This is a genomic window from Pullulanibacillus sp. KACC 23026 (assembly GCF_029094525.1).
Taxonomy (GTDB): Bacteria; Bacillota; Bacilli; order Bacillales; family Sporolactobacillaceae; genus KACC-23026.
Genome location: NZ_CP119107.1, coordinates 4,615,766 through 4,632,880 on the forward strand (window position 1 = coordinate 4,615,766; position 17,115 = coordinate 4,632,880).

Sequence of the window (17,115 nt, forward strand, 5' to 3'; positions counted from 1 at the left end):
AATGGTCACGCCGCATACGCCCTTTTTAATGTGTTTTTTTTAGGAAACAGGATTAAACTTTTCTTTGATAGCTACTACAACGCGATCAACAATTTCGTCGCATTTCTCCTCTGTCGGAGCCTCCGCCATGACGCGAACTAAAGGCTCCGTTCCAGATGGCCGGACGAGGATCCGGCCATTGCCTTCCATCTCTCGTTCAACCTCTTGGATAAGGGCTTTAATCGCTTCATCTTTTAACACTTCGTTTTTGTCCGTTACTTTAACATTGACTAATTTTTGTGGAAAGGTCATCATTTCAGAAGCAAGCTCTGACAGCTTCTTCCCTGTCGCTTTTAAAGTACTGACAAGTTGAAGAGCGGAAAGCATGCCATCTCCTGTTGTTGAAAAATCCAAGAAAATCAGATGTCCGGATTGTTCGCCCCCCAATGAGAAGCCCTCCTCACGCATCGCTTCCATCACGTAACGGTCGCCTACTGCGGTTTGGCGCGTTTCAATTCCTTGCTCTTCCAACGCTTTATAAAGGCCTAAATTACTCATAACAGTGGTTACTAGTGTATTCTTCTTTAAATAGCCGAGAGACTTCATGTACTTCGCGCAAATGTACATGATGTGGTCGCCATCTACCACCTGACCCTTTTCATCGACCGCAATCAAACGGTCCCCATCGCCATCAAAGGCAAGACCAAGGTCGGCCCCTTGTTCAAGGACAAATTTGGCTAACGTTTCAGGATGAGTAGAACCTACGCCTTCATTGATATTAATTCCATTTGGAGAGGCACCAATCGTCACGATATCCGCTTCTAAATCAGCAAACAAATGGGAAGCAAGTGAGGATGTTGCCCCATGTGCACAATCGAGCGCAATTTTAAGTCCACTGAAATCGTCTTCTTGAACCGTCTGCTTTAAGTACTGTAAATATTTCTGTCCGCCTTCAAAGTAATCACTAACTATGCCAATATCTTTTCCAACCGGTCGCGGAATATCTGCGTCATTCCCATCAAGGTAGGTCTCAATCTCGGCTTCCTGGTCATCCAATAATTTAAACCCGTCTGAGCCAAAAAATTTAATTCCATTGTCTGGGACTGGATTGTGTGAAGCAGAGATCATAACCCCTGCTTCTGCATCCATTGCTTTAGTCAAATAGGCAACACCTGGGGTTGAGATCACACCAAGACGCATCACCTCGACGCCAATTGAAAGGAGTCCTGCAACCAGTGCAGATTCAAGCATGGCTCCTGAAATGCGAGTATCTCGTCCAACTAAAACCTTAGGATTTTCGAGTCCTTTAGTTAAAACATACCCCCCCGCACGCCCTAAGCGAAACGCGAGTTCAGGCGTAAGTTCTGTATTTGCAATGCCTCTTACTCCATCAGTTCCAAAATATTTACCCATATAAAACACTCCTCGACTGTCAAACAATTATTAGGCTTGACTGCATTCCAACTCAAATTTGGTTATCCTGTTTTCCGACCATTTCTTACTGTCCCGATGACGAATTCGAAATAACAATATCTGCCGTCGTTTGACTCAGTACCCCATCGACAAAATCAGGCGTGGTTAGAAGAATCGGAACAACATGTTCACCCGTTGATAAACTGCCAATATTTATAACAACTTTAAGATCAGATGATTTAATTTGACTAATAATGGATTTTGCACCGCTTATGGTAACATCAACCGTCCTATTCTGCGGATCGTTAAACGAAACGTCCCTCGACTTACTTGTTGAATCGTTAACAATAATTGGTATGTCACTTATTTTCTTTGTGACTGTCTTTTCAAATTGAACAGTCGCCGTTACTTTCGCTGGATTCACTTTTTCAGCTCCGTTTGGAACAGGGATCTTTATATCCACTTGATTGCTTTTATTCAGGTTTCCTAAGTTGAGTGGAATATCATGAATACTATCAATGCCATCAATCACGTCGTGCGAACCAAAAATTTGAACAGTTTCGGAGCTGAGAGTGACTGATTTTATGCTTTCTCCATCAGGAGGTGAACCGGTCGGTTGAATATCAATTGGAACAACTTTTGACGGACTTACAACCGGGATCTTGATGCGGACCACTGCCGGGTTTAGTGTTACATCCAATTGATTTCCATTTTCATCATAAGCATTTAATGGAACTTGCTGATTAACGGCTCCGGTAACATCCTGCGCATTTAGAACACCTTTTACAAATGATATAGAATCAACCAGCTTCTGCCCGCCTGTTACTGTGACTTCTTTCGGTGAAAGGACAGGTGTCCCTAGCTTATAGCCCGCTGGCAATGATCCTTTATTAAGCAAATCAACACTTATTGGGAGTGTTTTCGTTACTTTCTTCTCCAACGTCACTGTGACTGTTGACGGCACGATGTTCAGCTTAACTCCCGATGGAAAACCGGAAACTTCAGGATGTACCTTATAAGTACCCGGGGACTTGCCGGTTAAATCTATGTACACGCTCTTCGTTGTCGTGTATTTTGTCTTTAATATTTCTTCACTATTGCCTTTTACCTGAATTTGCACAGTATCTGGAAGTCCATACAGAATTTCTTTATCTTTATCGTATTTCGCATCCAATGTCTCATTGATTGTGGTTGATTGATCATTCGTTCCAAGCAGAACCGCCGTGCTGTTTTTGGTTGGTTGTTCTGCTGTTACCATCGTGTAGAGCATCAGGGCGATAAGAAAGGAAATAATTCTGATGAACCAACTGTTTCGAAACAATCTATCCATTCTTCTTCCCTCTCCAATTCCAACGAATTGCAACCGTGCCTTTCGCTTGATTGGCCCATTCCTGGGTTAAAATCTCACCCAATCTTTCTTCGGTTAAGTTTCGATGCAATTCACCGTTTTTTGTAAGCGAAATGCCCCCTGTTTCCTCAGAGACAACAACCGTAATACTATCAGTAACCTCACTAACCCCCATAGCGGCTCTGTGCCTTGTCCCCAATTCTTTTGATATCAACGGGCTTTCAGATAAAGGTAAGTAACAACCTGCTGCCATGATTTCATTTTCCCGAACAACAACCGCTCCATCATGAAGAGGTGTATTAGGAATAAAAATATTGATCAAAAGCTGTGAAGTGAGAGTAGCATTCATTGGAATTCCCGTCTCAATATAATCATTTAGACCGGTTTCTCTCTCCAATGAGATTAACGCACCAATTCGGCGTTTTGCCATGTAGGAAGTCGCTTTAACAATGGCATCAACAGAATTGGTGAGTTTATCCTCCTGCTGGGTATCCCGTGAGAATAGCCGGCCTCTCCCAAGTTGCTCTAACGCTCTTCTTAATTCAGGTTGGAAGATGATTATAATCGCAATTAACCCATATGTAACGGCATATGTCAGCATCCAATTCAACGTTTTCAAGCCTAATAAACTGCTCAAAAACCAAATGACAACAATAACGGTAATCCCTTTTACTAGCTGGACTGCTTTTGTCCCTCGAATCACCATAATAATTTTGTAAACTACATAAGTGACAAGGAGTATGTCTACAGCATTTCGTAACAAATTAATGATATTTATATCAGACCATGAATACATGGTGTCAGCCTCCAAAATTATGATGCCATAACTTTTATATTATACCATATATAAACATTTCATGCCTTCTAATCAAGGGAAAAGAGGTTATTAAAGCATATAAAGAGACTGCCCCTTTATGGTTTGGCTTCCTCACTTCCTCTTTATGCATATAAAAAGGGATTTGAAAGCGGTCTGCCTTGGCTTCGGGACAGCCTCTTAGAACTATTATTTAAAAGACGGTTTGGAAAAAAGCCTTTATTTGATACCAAACCCAACCAACCGCTCGATTGACGCGTTCAACATGACCTGTCACTTCTCCAGCAGAAGCCATAAGAGAGTGACTGTTAACGAGAATGACATTGCCATCTACCTTACCTTCAATCTTGACATCCCCGTTCTTAATCACTAAATCACCTTTAATGACTTGATCCTTTGGAACCACAACAGTGTGGTGACCTGAATAAGCCAACTGCCCATTCCCTTTAACAACTTTTGCCTGAAATGCTTGATCTTGTCCGAGTGAGAAAACATACCCTAACATAAGGAGCAAAAAACAAGCAGCTGATACGACAACCGGATGTCTCTTCAACCAATTAACAAATGATCGCTGTCTTTGTACAGGCTTTGGCAATTGATTCATGACCTTATCTGTAAAATGAATTGATACCTCAGGAAGCGCAAACTGATTAAGCTCTTGGTCAAGTTCCACTAGGCTTTCATAGACTTCCCGACAGCTTGCACAGCTCAATATATGTGTTTTTAACTCATGGATTTCTTGTTCGGTTGCCTCACCATCAATTATATGATGAATCGTTTTCAGTCTTTCTTCTGAACAAGCCATGACCCTCACCTCACTTAGTGCTTCACCAGACGTTTCCGCAGGGCTTCTCTGCCCCGGTGAATATGCGTTTTGACTGTAGCAACAGGAAGCTCTAATATCTCGCTAATTTCATTGAGACTTAAATCATCCACATACTTTAAGATAATAGCTGATCGATATTTGACCGGAAGTGACTCAATGGCATTGTAGAGGTCTTGTCTTTCTTCAGACTTAACCGCTTCTTCGTCAGGGCTCAAATCCTCTGCCGACAGTTGAGACTGCAGGGTGACCCCCTCTGTTCCCGGAACCTCCGCATCCAAATAGACACTCGGGCGACGCTTTCTTAAGTAATCAATTGAAATATTGGTTGCAATCCGATACAGCCATGTTGAAAACTTTTTATCTATATCATAACTATCGATGTTTGAATAAGCTCGTAAAAAGGCCTCTTGGGCTAAGTCCTCAGCCTCTGTGGGTAAATGAACTAATCTCAGGCAAATGGCATAGACCTGTCTTTTATAAAGGTCTACCAGTTCTCGAAAAGCCTCCTGATTACCCTTCCTCAAATCCATAATAATTTCTCTCACGTCATCATTCATTTTGACACGGCCCCATTCCAGTGGCATTACTAATACGAAATCAAAAAACAAAAGGTTTCAAAATAAGTTTAACAAATTCTCCTTGCAAATAGGGAAAAAGTGTAAAGGATTTTTTGGAAATCTTTCTCTTATCTATAAATATTAATGGCCATGCCACTTGGAAAAAGCTTTTTTTGGAATACACGCCGGAAAAGACTCTTATGCGGACGCGCTGCACGAAGTCCCATTCCTTTAACCGGGCAGCGTTTCAAACGCAAATCTGTACAGCTTTTTCAATAGTACAAAAAAAGAACCGAGGAATAGACCCTTGGTTCTTTAAAGAAAGCTTCCTTATAACAGCTTTTCACCGAATAGCGAGGCTGTCAAATCGACAGCTAATGTCCCCGTTTTGTTCTTGTCATCAAGGATTGGATTCACTTCCACAAATTCTGCTGATGTGATCACATTTGCTTGAGCAAACATTTCTAGAGCGAGATGGCTTTCTCGATAAGTCACACCGCCAATCACAGGTGTTCCGACACCAGGAGCTTCAGAGGGATCAAGACTATCTAAATCAAAGCTTAGATGAATGCCATCGGTCCTATCCTTCAGATAATCCACCGTCTCTTTTATGACTGCTGTCATTCCTATTTTATCAATTTCGTGCATGGTATAAACCTTAATGTTCGTTCTCTTAATAAGCTCGCGCTCGCCTTCGTCAATGGAACGCGCACCAATGATGACGATGTTCTCGGGCTTTACTTTTGGGGCATAACCTCCAATGTTAATCAAGGACGAATCGCCAAGCCCCATGCTCGCAGCTAACGGCATTCCATGAATGTTCCCGCTTGGGGATGTCTCAGCCGTATTAAGATCAACATGAGCATCATACCAGATAACTCCCAAATTCTGATATGACTTTGAAACACCGGCTAGTGTTCCAATAGCAATACTGTGGTCGCCGCCTAAAACTAACGGAAAACGACCTTTGTTAACTTCTCCTTCAACAATTTGTGCTAATTGTTGATTCGCCTCTGAAACCGCTTTTAAATTTTTTAACCCTTTAATACTAGAGGACTTTTCTGGCCGTCCAATCGTCACATCTCCGCAATCCTCAATTTCATAACCCAACGATTCTAACCGCTGTATTAATCCGGCATAGCGCATGGCGCTTGGGCCCATATCTACACCACGTCTTGATTGCCCCAAATCCATTGGGACTCCAATCACTGAAATGTGTCTATTCATAGCCAACCTCCTATTTTTAGCCGTTTAACTGCAGCTTATTGCTAAGTGAGGCATCTAATATCTATTCTACATGTAATAAATTGGCTTTGGAACCCTGTTTCCCAACTGAATTAAAACACACTCCAAAAAAATTAAATTCGTGTGTATACTTTCTTTTTTAAAAGGACATTCTAAGTTATGAAAGGGCGCAAGTGAAAGACACTCGGATCTTAGGGAGATGGTTCCGTTGGAAAAGCGTACTTGTAAAAGTCACTTTGACCATTAAAACCAATAATCTCTTTTAAGAAAGAAGGGTCTCCAAAAGACACTTACCGAACGTCCTCAGAAGCTTAACCCTTTCATGGGGTTCTATCCTAGCGATAGAACCCTTTTTATTTTGGTTTTTTCTAATCAGGAAAAGCCAATTGTTTCACAAAAATCACTACACCCATTTTATTAATCCAAAGGACAAAAGACCCATATACCCCTTGTCAAACCGTTCAAACCTTTTACGATAAAATAAAATCAGCTAATTAAAGACGTCAACCATGGGCTAAATAAACAAGAAAAATATAATCATACACTTCAAGATTTTTTATTAAATACTACTCAGACTAGTAAATAATAAATCAGATGAATTCTTTTCACTTGAATTACAGTTTATGCTGAAAGGTTTATTTTTACAATTTCCTAATGTAAAATAGTTCATAACCAAACAGTTCACACATGAACTATTTGCTTAGGAGTGATTTATATGGACTTAGATTTTAAAGACCCGAAAGTTAGACAAGTACAGGAGGTTTATCAATCATTCTGGGCTATTAACAAGACAACAGCTAAATTCACGAAAAAGAATGCTGAAAATTTTGGGCTGACATTACAACAATTATCTATACTTAATACTTTATTTACATTTCCAGAATTAACGCAACAAGAGTTGGTTGAAAGGCTTATTTCATCAAAAAGTACGATTAGCGTTGGAGTTGATAAATTAGTTAATATGGGTTTAGTGGAAAGAAAATTTTCTGAAGATGACAGAAGGGAAGTAAAGTTAAAGCTAACAGCCAAAGGCGAAGAAGTATCAAAGAAATCAAGTAAGAATTCCATATCTTATAAAGCGATGCTTTCTGCATTAGAAAATATGGCTGATGAAGATATTAAATCATTACTTCGCATTCAAAAAGAACTATTAAATAACCTAATCGAAAGCGGTTATTAAAACAACCAGTTACAGTTATTAGTCAATTAACGGCATGCGTTGAAGCTGATCTTTAGAATATAAAACCACACTTAAAAATTAAGAAGTTCCATCAAATCGTATGCTAAAGCAGCAGACCAAATCGCAGCCCAGACGATTTGGTCTCTTATTTCCCTCTATTATCCAGCAAAATCGCAACCTAAAAAACATCTTGACCCTTTTATTATTAGGTGTCCTTTTTGAATTACCTGAAATAAGCGGAGTTTTTCCGGTTAAGCAGGGAAAAATGACTTCGATCCACGCTTCCTGGAGTCAATAGGCGGAATATCTCCGTCTATTTAAGCCATTTTCTGCGCTATTTCGAAAATAAGAGAAATATCTCCGCTTATTTATCAAACCCGCTTTAGCGTCTAATGAACTTATACAAGAAAAACCTATTAAAGACAAAAGCTTGGGAATAACCCCAAGCTTTTTCCATGGTTGCGGACATTGTGTCCTTATTCTAGCCTAGGGACACAAAACGAACCAGGCAATAGCTTAATTAACAGATCTGATACCCGCCACATCCCGGAAAAGCTAAAACTTCATTGATATCAAGAAACCAGATGTCCAGCACGGTGGAGAGTCAGATATTGGATCCTTAAATTTATTCACCACACGTTGATTGACAGTTCCAAAAAAGCAAAAAAACTTTAAACAGTGTTTAAAGTTACAATTGGTGGAGCCTAGCGGGATCGAACCGCTGACCTCCTGCGTGCAAAGCAGGCGCTCTCCCAGCTGAGCTAAGGCCCCATATACTATTTATTTGTTTAAATGGTGGAGGGAGAAGGATTCGAACCTTCGAACCCGTCGGGAACGGATTTACAGTCCGTCGCGTTTGGCCGCTTCGCTATCCCTCCATATTATGATGGTGGAGGATGACGGGATCGAACCGCCGACCCCCTGCTTGTAAGGCAGGTGCTCTCCCAGCTGAGCTAATCCTCCAAATGGTGACCCCTACGGGATTCGAACCCGTGTTACCGCCGTGAAAGGGCGGTGTCTTAACCGCTTGACCAAGGGGCCGCTATTAAACCGACGCTTTTTATTATATTTTATTATCACAAAAAAGTAAAGCCTTTTTAGATAAAAATTAATTCTTCCGTAACTTCATAGTAAAAACAAACAACAGCTTAAAGGCCTCATAAACTTATCTTTCTTTATCCCGTATTCTTTTGTGCGAAATCCCATTATTTAAATGAAGAGTTAGCTCATCTTTTCATAAACTATAAAATCAAGGTGCCTAAAATACGGGCACCTAAATTGTCATTAGCTATTTGGAAACACTTCTTTTTCTTCAGCCATTCGATCCATTCGATGTTTTATCAAACCAGAAAACTTATTCTGAGGTTTCATTAGTTGATAAGCCATTGCCCCAATTCCTATAGAGGCTACAATTGGCACCCAGGCTTTTGACATTACTATCTTCCCCCATTCTCGAATTAATCAGTACTTTTTTAGATTATCCTAAGGGAAGAAAAAAATAGCTTGAATAGGTTTCCATTTAAGATGATATTTTTCAGAAAAACTAATATATGCTTATGCCACTCTAAATTTGGACGTTGCCTGTTACAGTAAACTTTTCCTATTAAGATGTATTTTAGTATTTTTATGAGATCCAGACATGCAAAAACCGGGGCTTCGCATAAGCGAAAAACCCCGGTATTATAAGCTATTTAATGGAGCTTCCAACAGGATTTGAACCTGCGACCTCTTCCTTACCATGGAAGCGCTCTACCTGCTGAGCTATGGAAGCAGTGGCTCCGCAGGTAGGACTCGAACCTACGACCGATCGGTTAACAGCCGATTGCTCTACCACTGAGCTACTGCGGAATAATTTGGTTAAACTATGGATTATTCTTTGTTATTGATGTGGTACCTGTCCCTTCCTCTTCTAGTTTAATCTTAGAAGCAGCATATGCGTCGGGACAACTCGCAGCTTATCCAAAGGAGCTATGCTCGTCACTGAGCTACTGCGGAATAATTTGGTTAAAATATGGATTATTCTTTGTTATTGATGTGGTACCTGTCCCTTCCTCTTCTAGTTTGATCTTAGAAGCATATGCGTCGGGACAACTCGCAGCTTATTCAAAGGAGCTATGCTCGTCACTGAGCTACTGCGGAATAATTTGGTTAAAAGAAAAACAAATTATCTGACATAAATAATTATAGCACAGAAACAACACGGTTGTACATAAAATTTAAAAATATTTTGCCCGGCGGCGTTCTACTCTTGCAGGGGGAAGCCCCCAACTACCATCGACGCTGAAGAGCTTAACGGCCGTGTTCGGGATGGGAACGGGTGTGACCTCTTCGCCATAACCACCGGACAAAGTATTCAATTGAAGGATCATACCTTCAAAACTAGATAGGAAGTCAAACAAACAATAATTTAAGGTTAAGCCCTCGATCGATTAGTATCCGTCAGCTCCATGCGTTGCCGCACTTCCACCTCGGACCTATCTACCTCATCATCTCTAAGGGATCTTACTGACTTAAAGTCATGGGAAATCTCATCTTGAGGGGGGCTTCATGCTTAGATGCTTTCAGCACTTATCCCGTCCACACATAGCTACCCAGCGGTGCTCCTGGCGGAACAACTGGGACACCAGCGGTGTGTCCATCCCGGTCCTCTCGTACTAAGGACAGCTCCTCTCAAATTTCCAACGCCCGCGACGGATAGGGACCGAACTGTCTCACGACGTTCTGAACCCAGCTCGCGTACCGCTTTAATGGGCGAACAGCCCAACCCTTGGGACCCACTTCAGCCCCAGGATGCGATGAGCCGACATCGAGGTGCCAAACCTCCCCGTCGATGTGGACTCTTGGGGGAGATAAGCCTGTTATCCCCAGGGTAGCTTTTATCCGTTGAGCGATGGCCCTTCCATGCGGCGCCACCGGATCACTAAGCCCGACTTTCGTCCCTGCTCGACTTGTAGGTCTCGCAGTCAAGCTCCCTTGTGCCTTTACACTCTGCGAATGATTTCCAACCATTCTGAGGGAACCTTTGGGCGCCTCCGTTACTCTTTAGGAGGCGACCGCCCCAGTCAAACTGCCCACCTGACACTGTCTCCGAACCGGATTACGGTCCCGGGTTAGAATGTCCATACCGAAAGGGTAGTATTCCACCGACGCCTCCACCGAACCTGGCGGTCCGGCTTCAAAGGCTCCTACCTATCCTATACAATCGATACAGACATCCAATATCAAGCTGCAGTAAAGCTCCATGGGGTCTTTCCGTCCTGTCGCGGGTAACCTGCATCTTCACAGGTACTATAATTTCACCGGGTCTCTCGTTGAGACAGTATCCAAGTCGTTGCACCTTTCGTGCGGGTCGGAACTTACCCGACAAGGAATTTCGCTACCTTAGGACCGTTATAGTTACGGCCGCCGTTTACTGGGGCTTCAATTCAGAGCTTCTCCTAAAAGGATAACCCCTCCTCTTAACCTTCCAGCACCGGGCAGGTGTCAGCCCCTATACATCACCTTTCGGTTTAGCAGAGACCTGTGTTTTTGCTAAACAGTCGCTTGGATCTTTTCACTGCGGCTCAGCAGGGCTATTCACCCCGCCAAGCACCCCTTCTCCCGAAGTTACGGGGTCATTTTGCCGAGTTCCTTAACGAGAGTTCTCCCGAGCGTCTTAGGATTCTCTCCTCGCCTACCTGTGTCGGTTTGGGGTACGGGCACCTTGAGACTCGCTAGAGGCTTTTCTTGGCAGTGTAAGCACGGGCACTTCGGTACTAAAATTCCCTCCCCATCACAGCTCAGCCTTATGAAGGCGGGATTTGCCTCACCTTCAGCCTTACTGCTTGGACGCGCATATCCATCAGCGCGCTTGCCTTGCCTTCCTGCGTCCCCCCATTGCTCAAACGTCTCCTGGTGGTACAGGAATATCAACCTGTTGTCCATCGCCTACGCCTTCCGGCCTCGGCTTAGGTCCCGACTAACCCTGAGCGGACGAACCTTCCTCAGGAACCCTTAGGCTTTCGACGGAGGGGATTCTCACCCCTCTTTTCGTTACTCATACCGGCATTCTCACTTCTAAGCGCTCCAGTAAACCTTCCAGTTTACCTTCTCTGCCCTTAGAACGCTCCCCTACCATCCCATTGGGATCCATAGCTTCGGTGATACGTTTAGCCCCGTTACATTTTCGGCGCAGCGCCACTCGACCAGTGAGCTATTACGCACTCTTTAAATGGTGGCTGCTTCTAAGCCAACATCCTGGTTGTCTGGGCAACGCCACATCCTTTGCCACTTAACGTATACTTGGGGACCTTAGCTGATGGTCTGGGCTGTTTCCCTCTCGACGACGGATCTTATCACTCGCCGTCTGACTCCCGAGGATGAGTCCTTGGCATTCGGAGTTTGACTGAACTCGGTAACCCTGTGGGGGCCCCTCACTCAATCAGTGCTCTACCTCCAAGTCTCTTCCCTCGAGGCTAGCCCTAAAGCTATTTCGGGGAGAACCAGCTATCTCCGAGTTCGATTGGCATTTCACCCCTACCCACACCTCATCCCCGCACTTTTCAACGTGCGTGGGTTCGGGCCTCCATTCAGTGTTACCTGAACTTCACCCTGGACATGGGTAGATCACACGGTTTCGGGTCTACAACCTTAAACTATCGCCCTATTCAGACTCGCTTTCGCTCTGGCTCCGTCTCTTCAACTTAACCTTGCTTAAGATCGTAACTCGCCGGTCCATTCTACAAAAGGTACGCCGTCATCCATAAAAGGACTTCGACTACTTGTAAGCACACGGTTTCAGGATCTCTTTCACTCCCCTTCCGGGGTGCTTTTCACCTTTCCCTCACGGTACTGGTTCACTATCGGTCACTAGGGAGTATTTAGCCTTGGGAGATGGTCCTCCCGGATTCCGACGGGGTTTCACGTGTCCCGCCGTACTCAGGATCCACTCAGGTTGGGGGTCTGTTTCGACTACAGGGCTGTTACCTTCTCTGGCCGGCCTTTCCAAACCGGTTCGTCTACAGCTCCCCTTCCGGGATGAGTGTCCTACAACCCCAAGAGGCAAGCCTCTTGGTTTGGGCTGTTCCCGTTTCGCTCGCCACTACTAAGGGAATCGCATTTGCTTTCTCTTCCTCTGGGTACTTAGATGTTTCAGTTCCCCAGGTCTGCCTTCCATACCCTATGTATTCAGGTAAGGATACTGCCCGTTCAGGGCAGTGGGTTTCCCCATTCGGAAATCTCCGGATCAAAGCCTACTTACAGCTCCCCGAAGCATATCGGTGTTCGTTCCGTCCTTCATCGGCTCCTAGTGCCAAGGCATCCACCGTGCGCTCTTATTCGCTTAACCTTGTTATAATTAATGTCTTGTTTGCACTTCATTATCCAGTTTTCAAGGGACGATTTCGAGTGTTCACACACTCAAAACCAAACAAATAACCAAAAGCACCTAACGCTAAGAATCGTTTCCTTAGAAAGGAGGTGATCCAGCCGCACCTTCCGATACGGCTACCTTGTTACGACTTCACCCCAATCATCTGTCCCACCTTCGGCGGCTGGTTCCTTACGGTTACCTCACCGACTTCGGGTGTTACAAACTCTCGTGGTGTGACGGGCGGTGTGTACAAGGCCCGGGAACGTATTCACCGCGGCATGCTGATCCGCGATTACTAGCAATTCCGGCTTCATGCAGGCGAGTTGCAGCCTGCAATCCGAACTGAGAGTGGCTTTATGGGATTCGCTCGACCTCGCGGTTTCGCTGCCCTTTGTACCACCCATTGTAGCACGTGTGTAGCCCAGGTCATAAGGGGCATGATGATTTGACGTCATCCCCACCTTCCTCCGGTTTGTCACCGGCAGTCACCTTAGAGTGCCCAACTGAATGCTGGCAACTAAGATCAAGGGTTGCGCTCGTTGCGGGACTTAACCCAACATCTCACGACACGAGCTGACGACAACCATGCACCACCTGTCACTCTGTCCCCCGAAGGGGAAAGCCCTATCTCTAGGGTGGTCAGAGGATGTCAAGACCTGGTAAGGTTCTTCGCGTTGCTTCGAATTAAACCACATGCTCCACTGCTTGTGCGGGCCCCCGTCAATTCCTTTGAGTTTCAGCCTTGCGGCCGTACTCCCCAGGCGGAGTGCTTAATGTGTTAACGTCAGCACTGAAGGGTGGCCCCTCCAACACCTAGCACTCATCGTTTACGGCGTGGACTACCAGGGTATCTAATCCTGTTTGCTCCCCACGCTTTCGCGCCTCAGCGTCAGTTACAGACCAGAGAGCCGCTTTCGCCACTGGTGTTCCTCCACATATCTACGCATTTCACCGCTACACGTGGAATTCCACTCTCCTCTTCTGCACTCAAGCTCCCCAGTTTCCAATGACCCTCCACGGTTGAGCCGTGGGCTTTCACATCAGACTTAAGAAGCCGCCTGCGCGCGCTTTACGCCCAATAATTCCGGACAACGCTTGCCCCCTACGTATTACCGCGGCTGCTGGCACGTAGTTAGCCGGGGCTTTCTGGTCAGATACCGTCAAGGCGATAGCATTTCCTCTATCACTTGTTCTTCTCTGACAACAGAGCTTTACGATCCGAAGACCTTCATCGCTCACGCGGCGTTGCTCGGTCAGACTTTCGTCCATTGCCGAAGATTCCCTACTGCTGCCTCCCGTAGGAGTCTGGGCCGTGTCTCAGTCCCAGTGTGGCCGATCACCCTCTCAGGTCGGCTACGCATCGTCGCCTTGGTAGGCTATTACCCCACCAACTAGCTAATGCGCCGCGGGCCCATCTGTAAGTGATGGCAGAACCATCTTTTACATTGACACCATGCAGTGTCAACGATTATCCGGTATTAGCTCCGGTTTCCCGAAGTTATCCCAGTCTTACAGGCAGGTTGCCCACGTGTTACTCACCCGTCCGCCGCTCGATCCACAACCATCACCCCGAAGGGATCTGGAAGTTTCACGCGCTCGACTTGCATGTATTAGGCACGCCGCCAGCGTTCGTCCTGAGCCAGGATCAAACTCTCAAAAAAGTGCAGTTAAAGCACTGCTGGCTTTTGCTGGGGACAGATCTCTTCTAAAAAGAGGTCTGTTCTCCTTAAAAAATATGTTCGTTTGATTCCTAGCGTTAAACTCAAAGTATGACTTTGACTGGCGCTTTTGGTTTTTGTTTAGTTTTCAATGTGCGAACTCGTCATCCTCTTAAACGTTTGCTCTCAGAGGCGACTTTTATATAATACCACGCTTCAGAATTTAAGTCAACATCTTTTTTTTAAGATGTTTTATTCGTTTCTTTTTCAAAAAAACGATGCTCTGTAAGCGGCGTTTATTAATTTATCATGTTTTGACCTCACTTGTCAACGATTAAATTAAACTTATTCATTTTCAATGATTCAACCGTGCATCTCCAGAGCTAAGTACAGCTACACAAATGGTTTAAGAAGTAAGCACGAAGCTCTATCGAAGCAGCAGGGGCACGATGAATTCCAATCGGTAGGCGGGTTTGATCGACGTTATTAGCTTAGTTGATCACCAACCTATAAAAAAGGAATCTGGATTCTGCGCAAGCACCGGATGCCCCCTCTTCAGAAATAGTCCACAATCAAATTGTTCGCCTTTTGCCAAAGCAAGTTCACAATGTCTCAGGCTTTAGTTATCCAATTTAGGAGAGAGACCCATTCTTCAACATTTAAATTTATATATAATTACTCTTGTTTCTCAGGTATTTCATACATTCTTCAGGAGAAGCGAAGCGTTTAAGAATTTTAAAGATAACTTGATAGCGTTCTTCCATTGCATGGCGAACAACGTGACTTAGTCGAGAATCTTCTATATCAAGCAATAATTCTTCAAGCTCTCTTTTAAGGAGATATTCAATTTCTCGTACTTCTTTCTCTTGAAACAGCGCTCCGAACATAACGTCACCTCGTTTTCTAGGGGTATACCCGTGTTAGCCATATTATCTTTTCCCTTTTTTTTACACTTTTATTCGTCTAGAAATTAGTACAAGGCTGCATAACCTGTCCAAAGATAAAATAAACTGTTACAAATAATTATTATAGGGGGAACGTTATGCCATTCGTTTGGATTCTTAATGGACGGAAAATAAAGAGAGTCCTCTTTATTTTTGTTACGGCATTTTTTGCTGCTTTAATCGCTTTTGTTCAACATCAGCAGATTGCAGTGTTTTCAGCTTCTGCACAGCCTCAAGCCATATCTAGTGTGCAAACTAGTAAGTCTCAAGTTGCTCTAACCTTTGATCTGAGCTGGGGGGATGTTCAAATTGAGCCGATCCTTAAAGTGTTAAAAGAAAACCATACTAAAGCGACATTCTTTATTTCAGGAGAATGGGCGGACCGGCACCAAGATTTAATAAAAGAACTGAAAACGGACGGGTTTGAAATCGAATCACATGGAATGACTCATGATACAAGTTATACGACTCTAAAGCCTAATGAGATCAAAAGAGATTTATCATTGGCCAATGAATCATTAACTAAAGCAGGTGCCGATACACCCAAATTTGTTCGTCCTCCTCTTGGAGCTGTAAATGAAACCACCGTACAATCAGCAGCAGAAATGAATCAACAAGTGATTATGTGGAATATCGATCCGCAAGATTATACCAATCCGGGGTATAAGGCCATTGTGGAAAGCGTTATGAATAATGCGAAGAAAGGGTCCATTATTCGTTTACATGCTTCGGATTCAGCAAGACAGACAGACCGTGCTCTTCCTCTCATCATTAAGGGATTAGAAGAGAAAGGCTATTCATTGGTCACGCTGTCCACATTAATTTCAGACTCAAAATCCACTTCTAACGTTATTAACTAGCCTTTCTGCACTTCCTCATTAAAATGCATGATTAATTTCAGTCCCCTTAAGGATGGGGACTTTTTATATTGGAATCACTCCCCTTGAAAAAGTGAAGTAGCTTGAGGATAAGAAAAGCGCCCACCTAAGCCTGAACATTCATGTTCACTTAGTGAGCGCTTTTTTAATTAGTTCTCTCTCGGGACGGTCAGCTTATGTAAGGTTAAAATCTGATAAGCGTTGCATGCTATTAGGGTTAGGCCAATCACACAAACAAGACTAAAATCCTTTTGGAAAAGGCCGACCAACCACTCAATGGTTGTAATGACAAACATAAAAAATATAGTAGGGACAAACGCATAGCTGTTCGTTGCTCGTTTTTTATAGTAGGCTGTCACCAGTGCGATTACTAAAAGGATAACAGGCAAGAGGAGGTCGCTAACGATCGATTCTCCATTTTTAGCAAAAGCTAAATGCCTAAAATAAACCAGATCAAACACAGCGAAAGCAATCAGCAGCCATTGTACATTTGCCCAAAGCGAATGCGAACCAAACATCCCTAGTGCGATCCTGTGAAGGGTGAGATAGGCAAAGAAGCCCATTTGACTAAGGACGCTGAACATTCCCCCAAAAACCATTAACACAAACACTTGAATGAGCGCACCTAGATAAGTACCCTTATGAATGGATTCAGACAGATGATGCCATTGTGTAAACAGACCCGCAAAGAAATAGACAAGTGCCCCAATTAATAATGTTTTAGTAAAGAATGATACCCATTTCTGTACATTCACGCGCTATGCCTCCACTCCTCTGTTAGCTCCATTTTACCCCGGACCATCCAAAATTGCTATGACTTATCTTCATTTTGTCCCAATATTTCGTCAATCCTGCCAAATGAAGAACCGGTTTTGGCTGTAAGAAAAAGTATAAAAATAAGTGTTCATCACATATTAAAGTTA

General features: G+C 43.9%; 11 protein-coding genes, 6 tRNA genes and 3 rRNA genes. 2 read left to right on the forward strand and 18 right to left on the reverse strand.

What is annotated here, in order from left to right:
- Positions 1-39: 39 nt before the first annotated feature.
- From glmM to rocF, 6 genes are all read right to left on the reverse strand, one after another.
- Complete coding sequence (gene glmM, locus PU629_RS21405; protein WP_275282042.1) at positions 40-1,392, reverse strand: phosphoglucosamine mutase; 1,353 nt, start codon at positions 1,390-1,392, stop codon at positions 40-42.
- A gap of 85 nt (positions 1,393-1,477) precedes the next feature.
- Complete coding sequence (locus PU629_RS21410) at positions 1,478-2,722, reverse strand: CdaR family protein (RefSeq protein ID WP_275282043.1); 1,245 nt, start codon at positions 2,720-2,722, stop codon at positions 1,478-1,480.
- A complete protein-coding gene (gene cdaA, locus PU629_RS21415) occupies positions 2,715-3,536 on the reverse strand; it encodes a diadenylate cyclase CdaA (protein ID WP_275282044.1) in 822 nt (273 codons plus the stop codon). Before cdaA ends, PU629_RS21410 begins: the two co-directional genes overlap by 8 nt.
- Before the next feature lie 211 nt (positions 3,537-3,747).
- The gene (locus PU629_RS21420; protein WP_275282045.1) at positions 3,748-4,359 is read right to left on the reverse strand and encodes an anti-sigma factor; all 612 of its coding nucleotides are present in this window, start codon (positions 4,357-4,359) and stop codon (positions 3,748-3,750) included.
- Between the two features lie 14 nt (positions 4,360-4,373).
- The gene (gene sigW / locus PU629_RS21425) at positions 4,374-4,937 is read right to left on the reverse strand and encodes an RNA polymerase sigma factor SigW (RefSeq protein WP_275282046.1); all 564 of its coding nucleotides are present in this window, start codon (positions 4,935-4,937) and stop codon (positions 4,374-4,376) included.
- Between the two features lie 330 nt (positions 4,938-5,267).
- Positions 5,268-6,164: an arginase gene (gene rocF / locus PU629_RS21430; RefSeq protein ID WP_275282047.1), complete on the reverse strand. Its 897-nt coding sequence runs from the start codon at positions 6,162-6,164 to the stop codon at positions 5,268-5,270.
- 733 nt (positions 6,165-6,897) lie between these two features.
- On the opposite strand from rocF, the gene PU629_RS21435 reads away from it, so the two are divergent.
- Positions 6,898-7,362, forward strand: a complete 465-nt coding sequence (locus tag PU629_RS21435; RefSeq protein ID WP_275282048.1) for a MarR family winged helix-turn-helix transcriptional regulator — start codon at positions 6,898-6,900, stop codon at positions 7,360-7,362.
- A gap of 695 nt (positions 7,363-8,057) precedes the next feature.
- On the opposite strand, the gene PU629_RS21440 is transcribed toward PU629_RS21435, so the two are convergent.
- The 11 genes from PU629_RS21440 to PU629_RS21490 form a co-directional block, all read right to left on the reverse strand.
- Positions 8,058-8,133, reverse strand: a tRNA-Ala gene (locus PU629_RS21440).
- A 22-nt stretch (positions 8,134-8,155) separates the two neighbouring features.
- A tRNA-Tyr gene (locus PU629_RS21445) sits at positions 8,156-8,240 on the reverse strand.
- A gap of 9 nt (positions 8,241-8,249) precedes the next feature.
- Positions 8,250-8,325 (reverse strand) — tRNA-Val (locus PU629_RS21450).
- Between the two features lie 3 nt (positions 8,326-8,328).
- Positions 8,329-8,403 (reverse strand) — tRNA-Glu (locus tag PU629_RS21455).
- A gap of 243 nt (positions 8,404-8,646) precedes the next feature.
- Positions 8,647-8,796, reverse strand: a complete 150-nt coding sequence (locus tag PU629_RS21460; RefSeq protein WP_275282049.1) for a hypothetical protein — start codon at positions 8,794-8,796, stop codon at positions 8,647-8,649.
- A 261-nt stretch (positions 8,797-9,057) separates the two neighbouring features.
- Positions 9,058-9,133, reverse strand: a tRNA-Thr gene (locus PU629_RS21465).
- Between the two features lie 2 nt (positions 9,134-9,135).
- Positions 9,136-9,210 (reverse strand) — tRNA-Asn (locus tag PU629_RS21470).
- A 381-nt stretch (positions 9,211-9,591) separates the two neighbouring features.
- Positions 9,592-9,707, reverse strand: a 5S ribosomal RNA gene (rrf, locus tag PU629_RS21475).
- 64 nt (positions 9,708-9,771) lie between these two features.
- A 23S ribosomal RNA gene (locus PU629_RS21480) occupies positions 9,772-12,688 on the reverse strand.
- A gap of 124 nt (positions 12,689-12,812) precedes the next feature.
- Positions 12,813-14,373 (reverse strand): 16S ribosomal RNA (locus PU629_RS21485).
- The 16S, 23S and 5S rRNA genes sit together here with 2 tRNA genes alongside, the layout of an rRNA operon.
- A 662-nt stretch (positions 14,374-15,035) precedes the next feature.
- The gene (locus tag PU629_RS21490; RefSeq protein ID WP_275282050.1) at positions 15,036-15,257 is read right to left on the reverse strand and encodes a hypothetical protein; all 222 of its coding nucleotides are present in this window, start codon (positions 15,255-15,257) and stop codon (positions 15,036-15,038) included.
- Positions 15,258-15,412: 155 nt separating this feature from the next.
- Between PU629_RS21490 and PU629_RS21495 the strand changes: the two genes are divergently transcribed.
- Complete coding sequence (locus PU629_RS21495; protein ID WP_275282051.1) at positions 15,413-16,174, forward strand: polysaccharide deacetylase family protein; 762 nt, start codon at positions 15,413-15,415, stop codon at positions 16,172-16,174.
- 167 nt (positions 16,175-16,341) lie between these two features.
- Here the strand turns inward: PU629_RS21495 and PU629_RS21500 are convergent, their stop codons facing one another.
- A complete protein-coding gene (locus tag PU629_RS21500; protein ID WP_275282052.1) occupies positions 16,342-16,947 on the reverse strand; it encodes a KinB-signaling pathway activation protein in 606 nt (201 codons plus the stop codon).
- Positions 16,948-17,115: the final 168 nt, after the last annotated feature.

What these genes read in the sequence shown, in the direction of transcription:
- glmM (WP_275282042.1), bottom strand. Translation starts at nt 1,392, where the DNA reads ATGGGTAAATATTTTGGAACTGATGGAGTAAGAGGCATTGCAAATACA.
- PU629_RS21410 (WP_275282043.1), bottom strand. Translation starts at nt 2,722, where the DNA reads ATGGATAGATTGTTTCGAAACAGTTGGTTCATCAGAATTATTTCCTTT.
- cdaA (WP_275282044.1), bottom strand. Translation starts at nt 3,536, where the DNA reads ATGTATTCATGGTCTGATATAAATATCATTAATTTGTTACGAAATGCT.
- PU629_RS21420 (WP_275282045.1), bottom strand. Translation starts at nt 4,359, where the DNA reads ATGGCTTGTTCAGAAGAAAGACTGAAAACGATTCATCATATAATTGAT.
- sigW (WP_275282046.1), bottom strand. Translation starts at nt 4,937, where the DNA reads ATGAATGATGACGTGAGAGAAATTATTATGGATTTGAGGAAGGGTAAT.
- rocF (WP_275282047.1), bottom strand. Translation starts at nt 6,164, where the DNA reads ATGAATAGACACATTTCAGTGATTGGAGTCCCAATGGATTTGGGGCAA.
- PU629_RS21435 (WP_275282048.1), top strand. Translation starts at nt 6,898, where the DNA reads ATGGACTTAGATTTTAAAGACCCGAAAGTTAGACAAGTACAGGAGGTT.
- PU629_RS21460 (WP_275282049.1), bottom strand. Translation starts at nt 8,796, where the DNA reads ATGTCAAAAGCCTGGGTGCCAATTGTAGCCTCTATAGGAATTGGGGCA.
- PU629_RS21490 (WP_275282050.1), bottom strand. Translation starts at nt 15,257, where the DNA reads ATGTTCGGAGCGCTGTTTCAAGAGAAAGAAGTACGAGAAATTGAATAT.
- PU629_RS21495 (WP_275282051.1), top strand. Translation starts at nt 15,413, where the DNA reads ATGCCATTCGTTTGGATTCTTAATGGACGGAAAATAAAGAGAGTCCTC.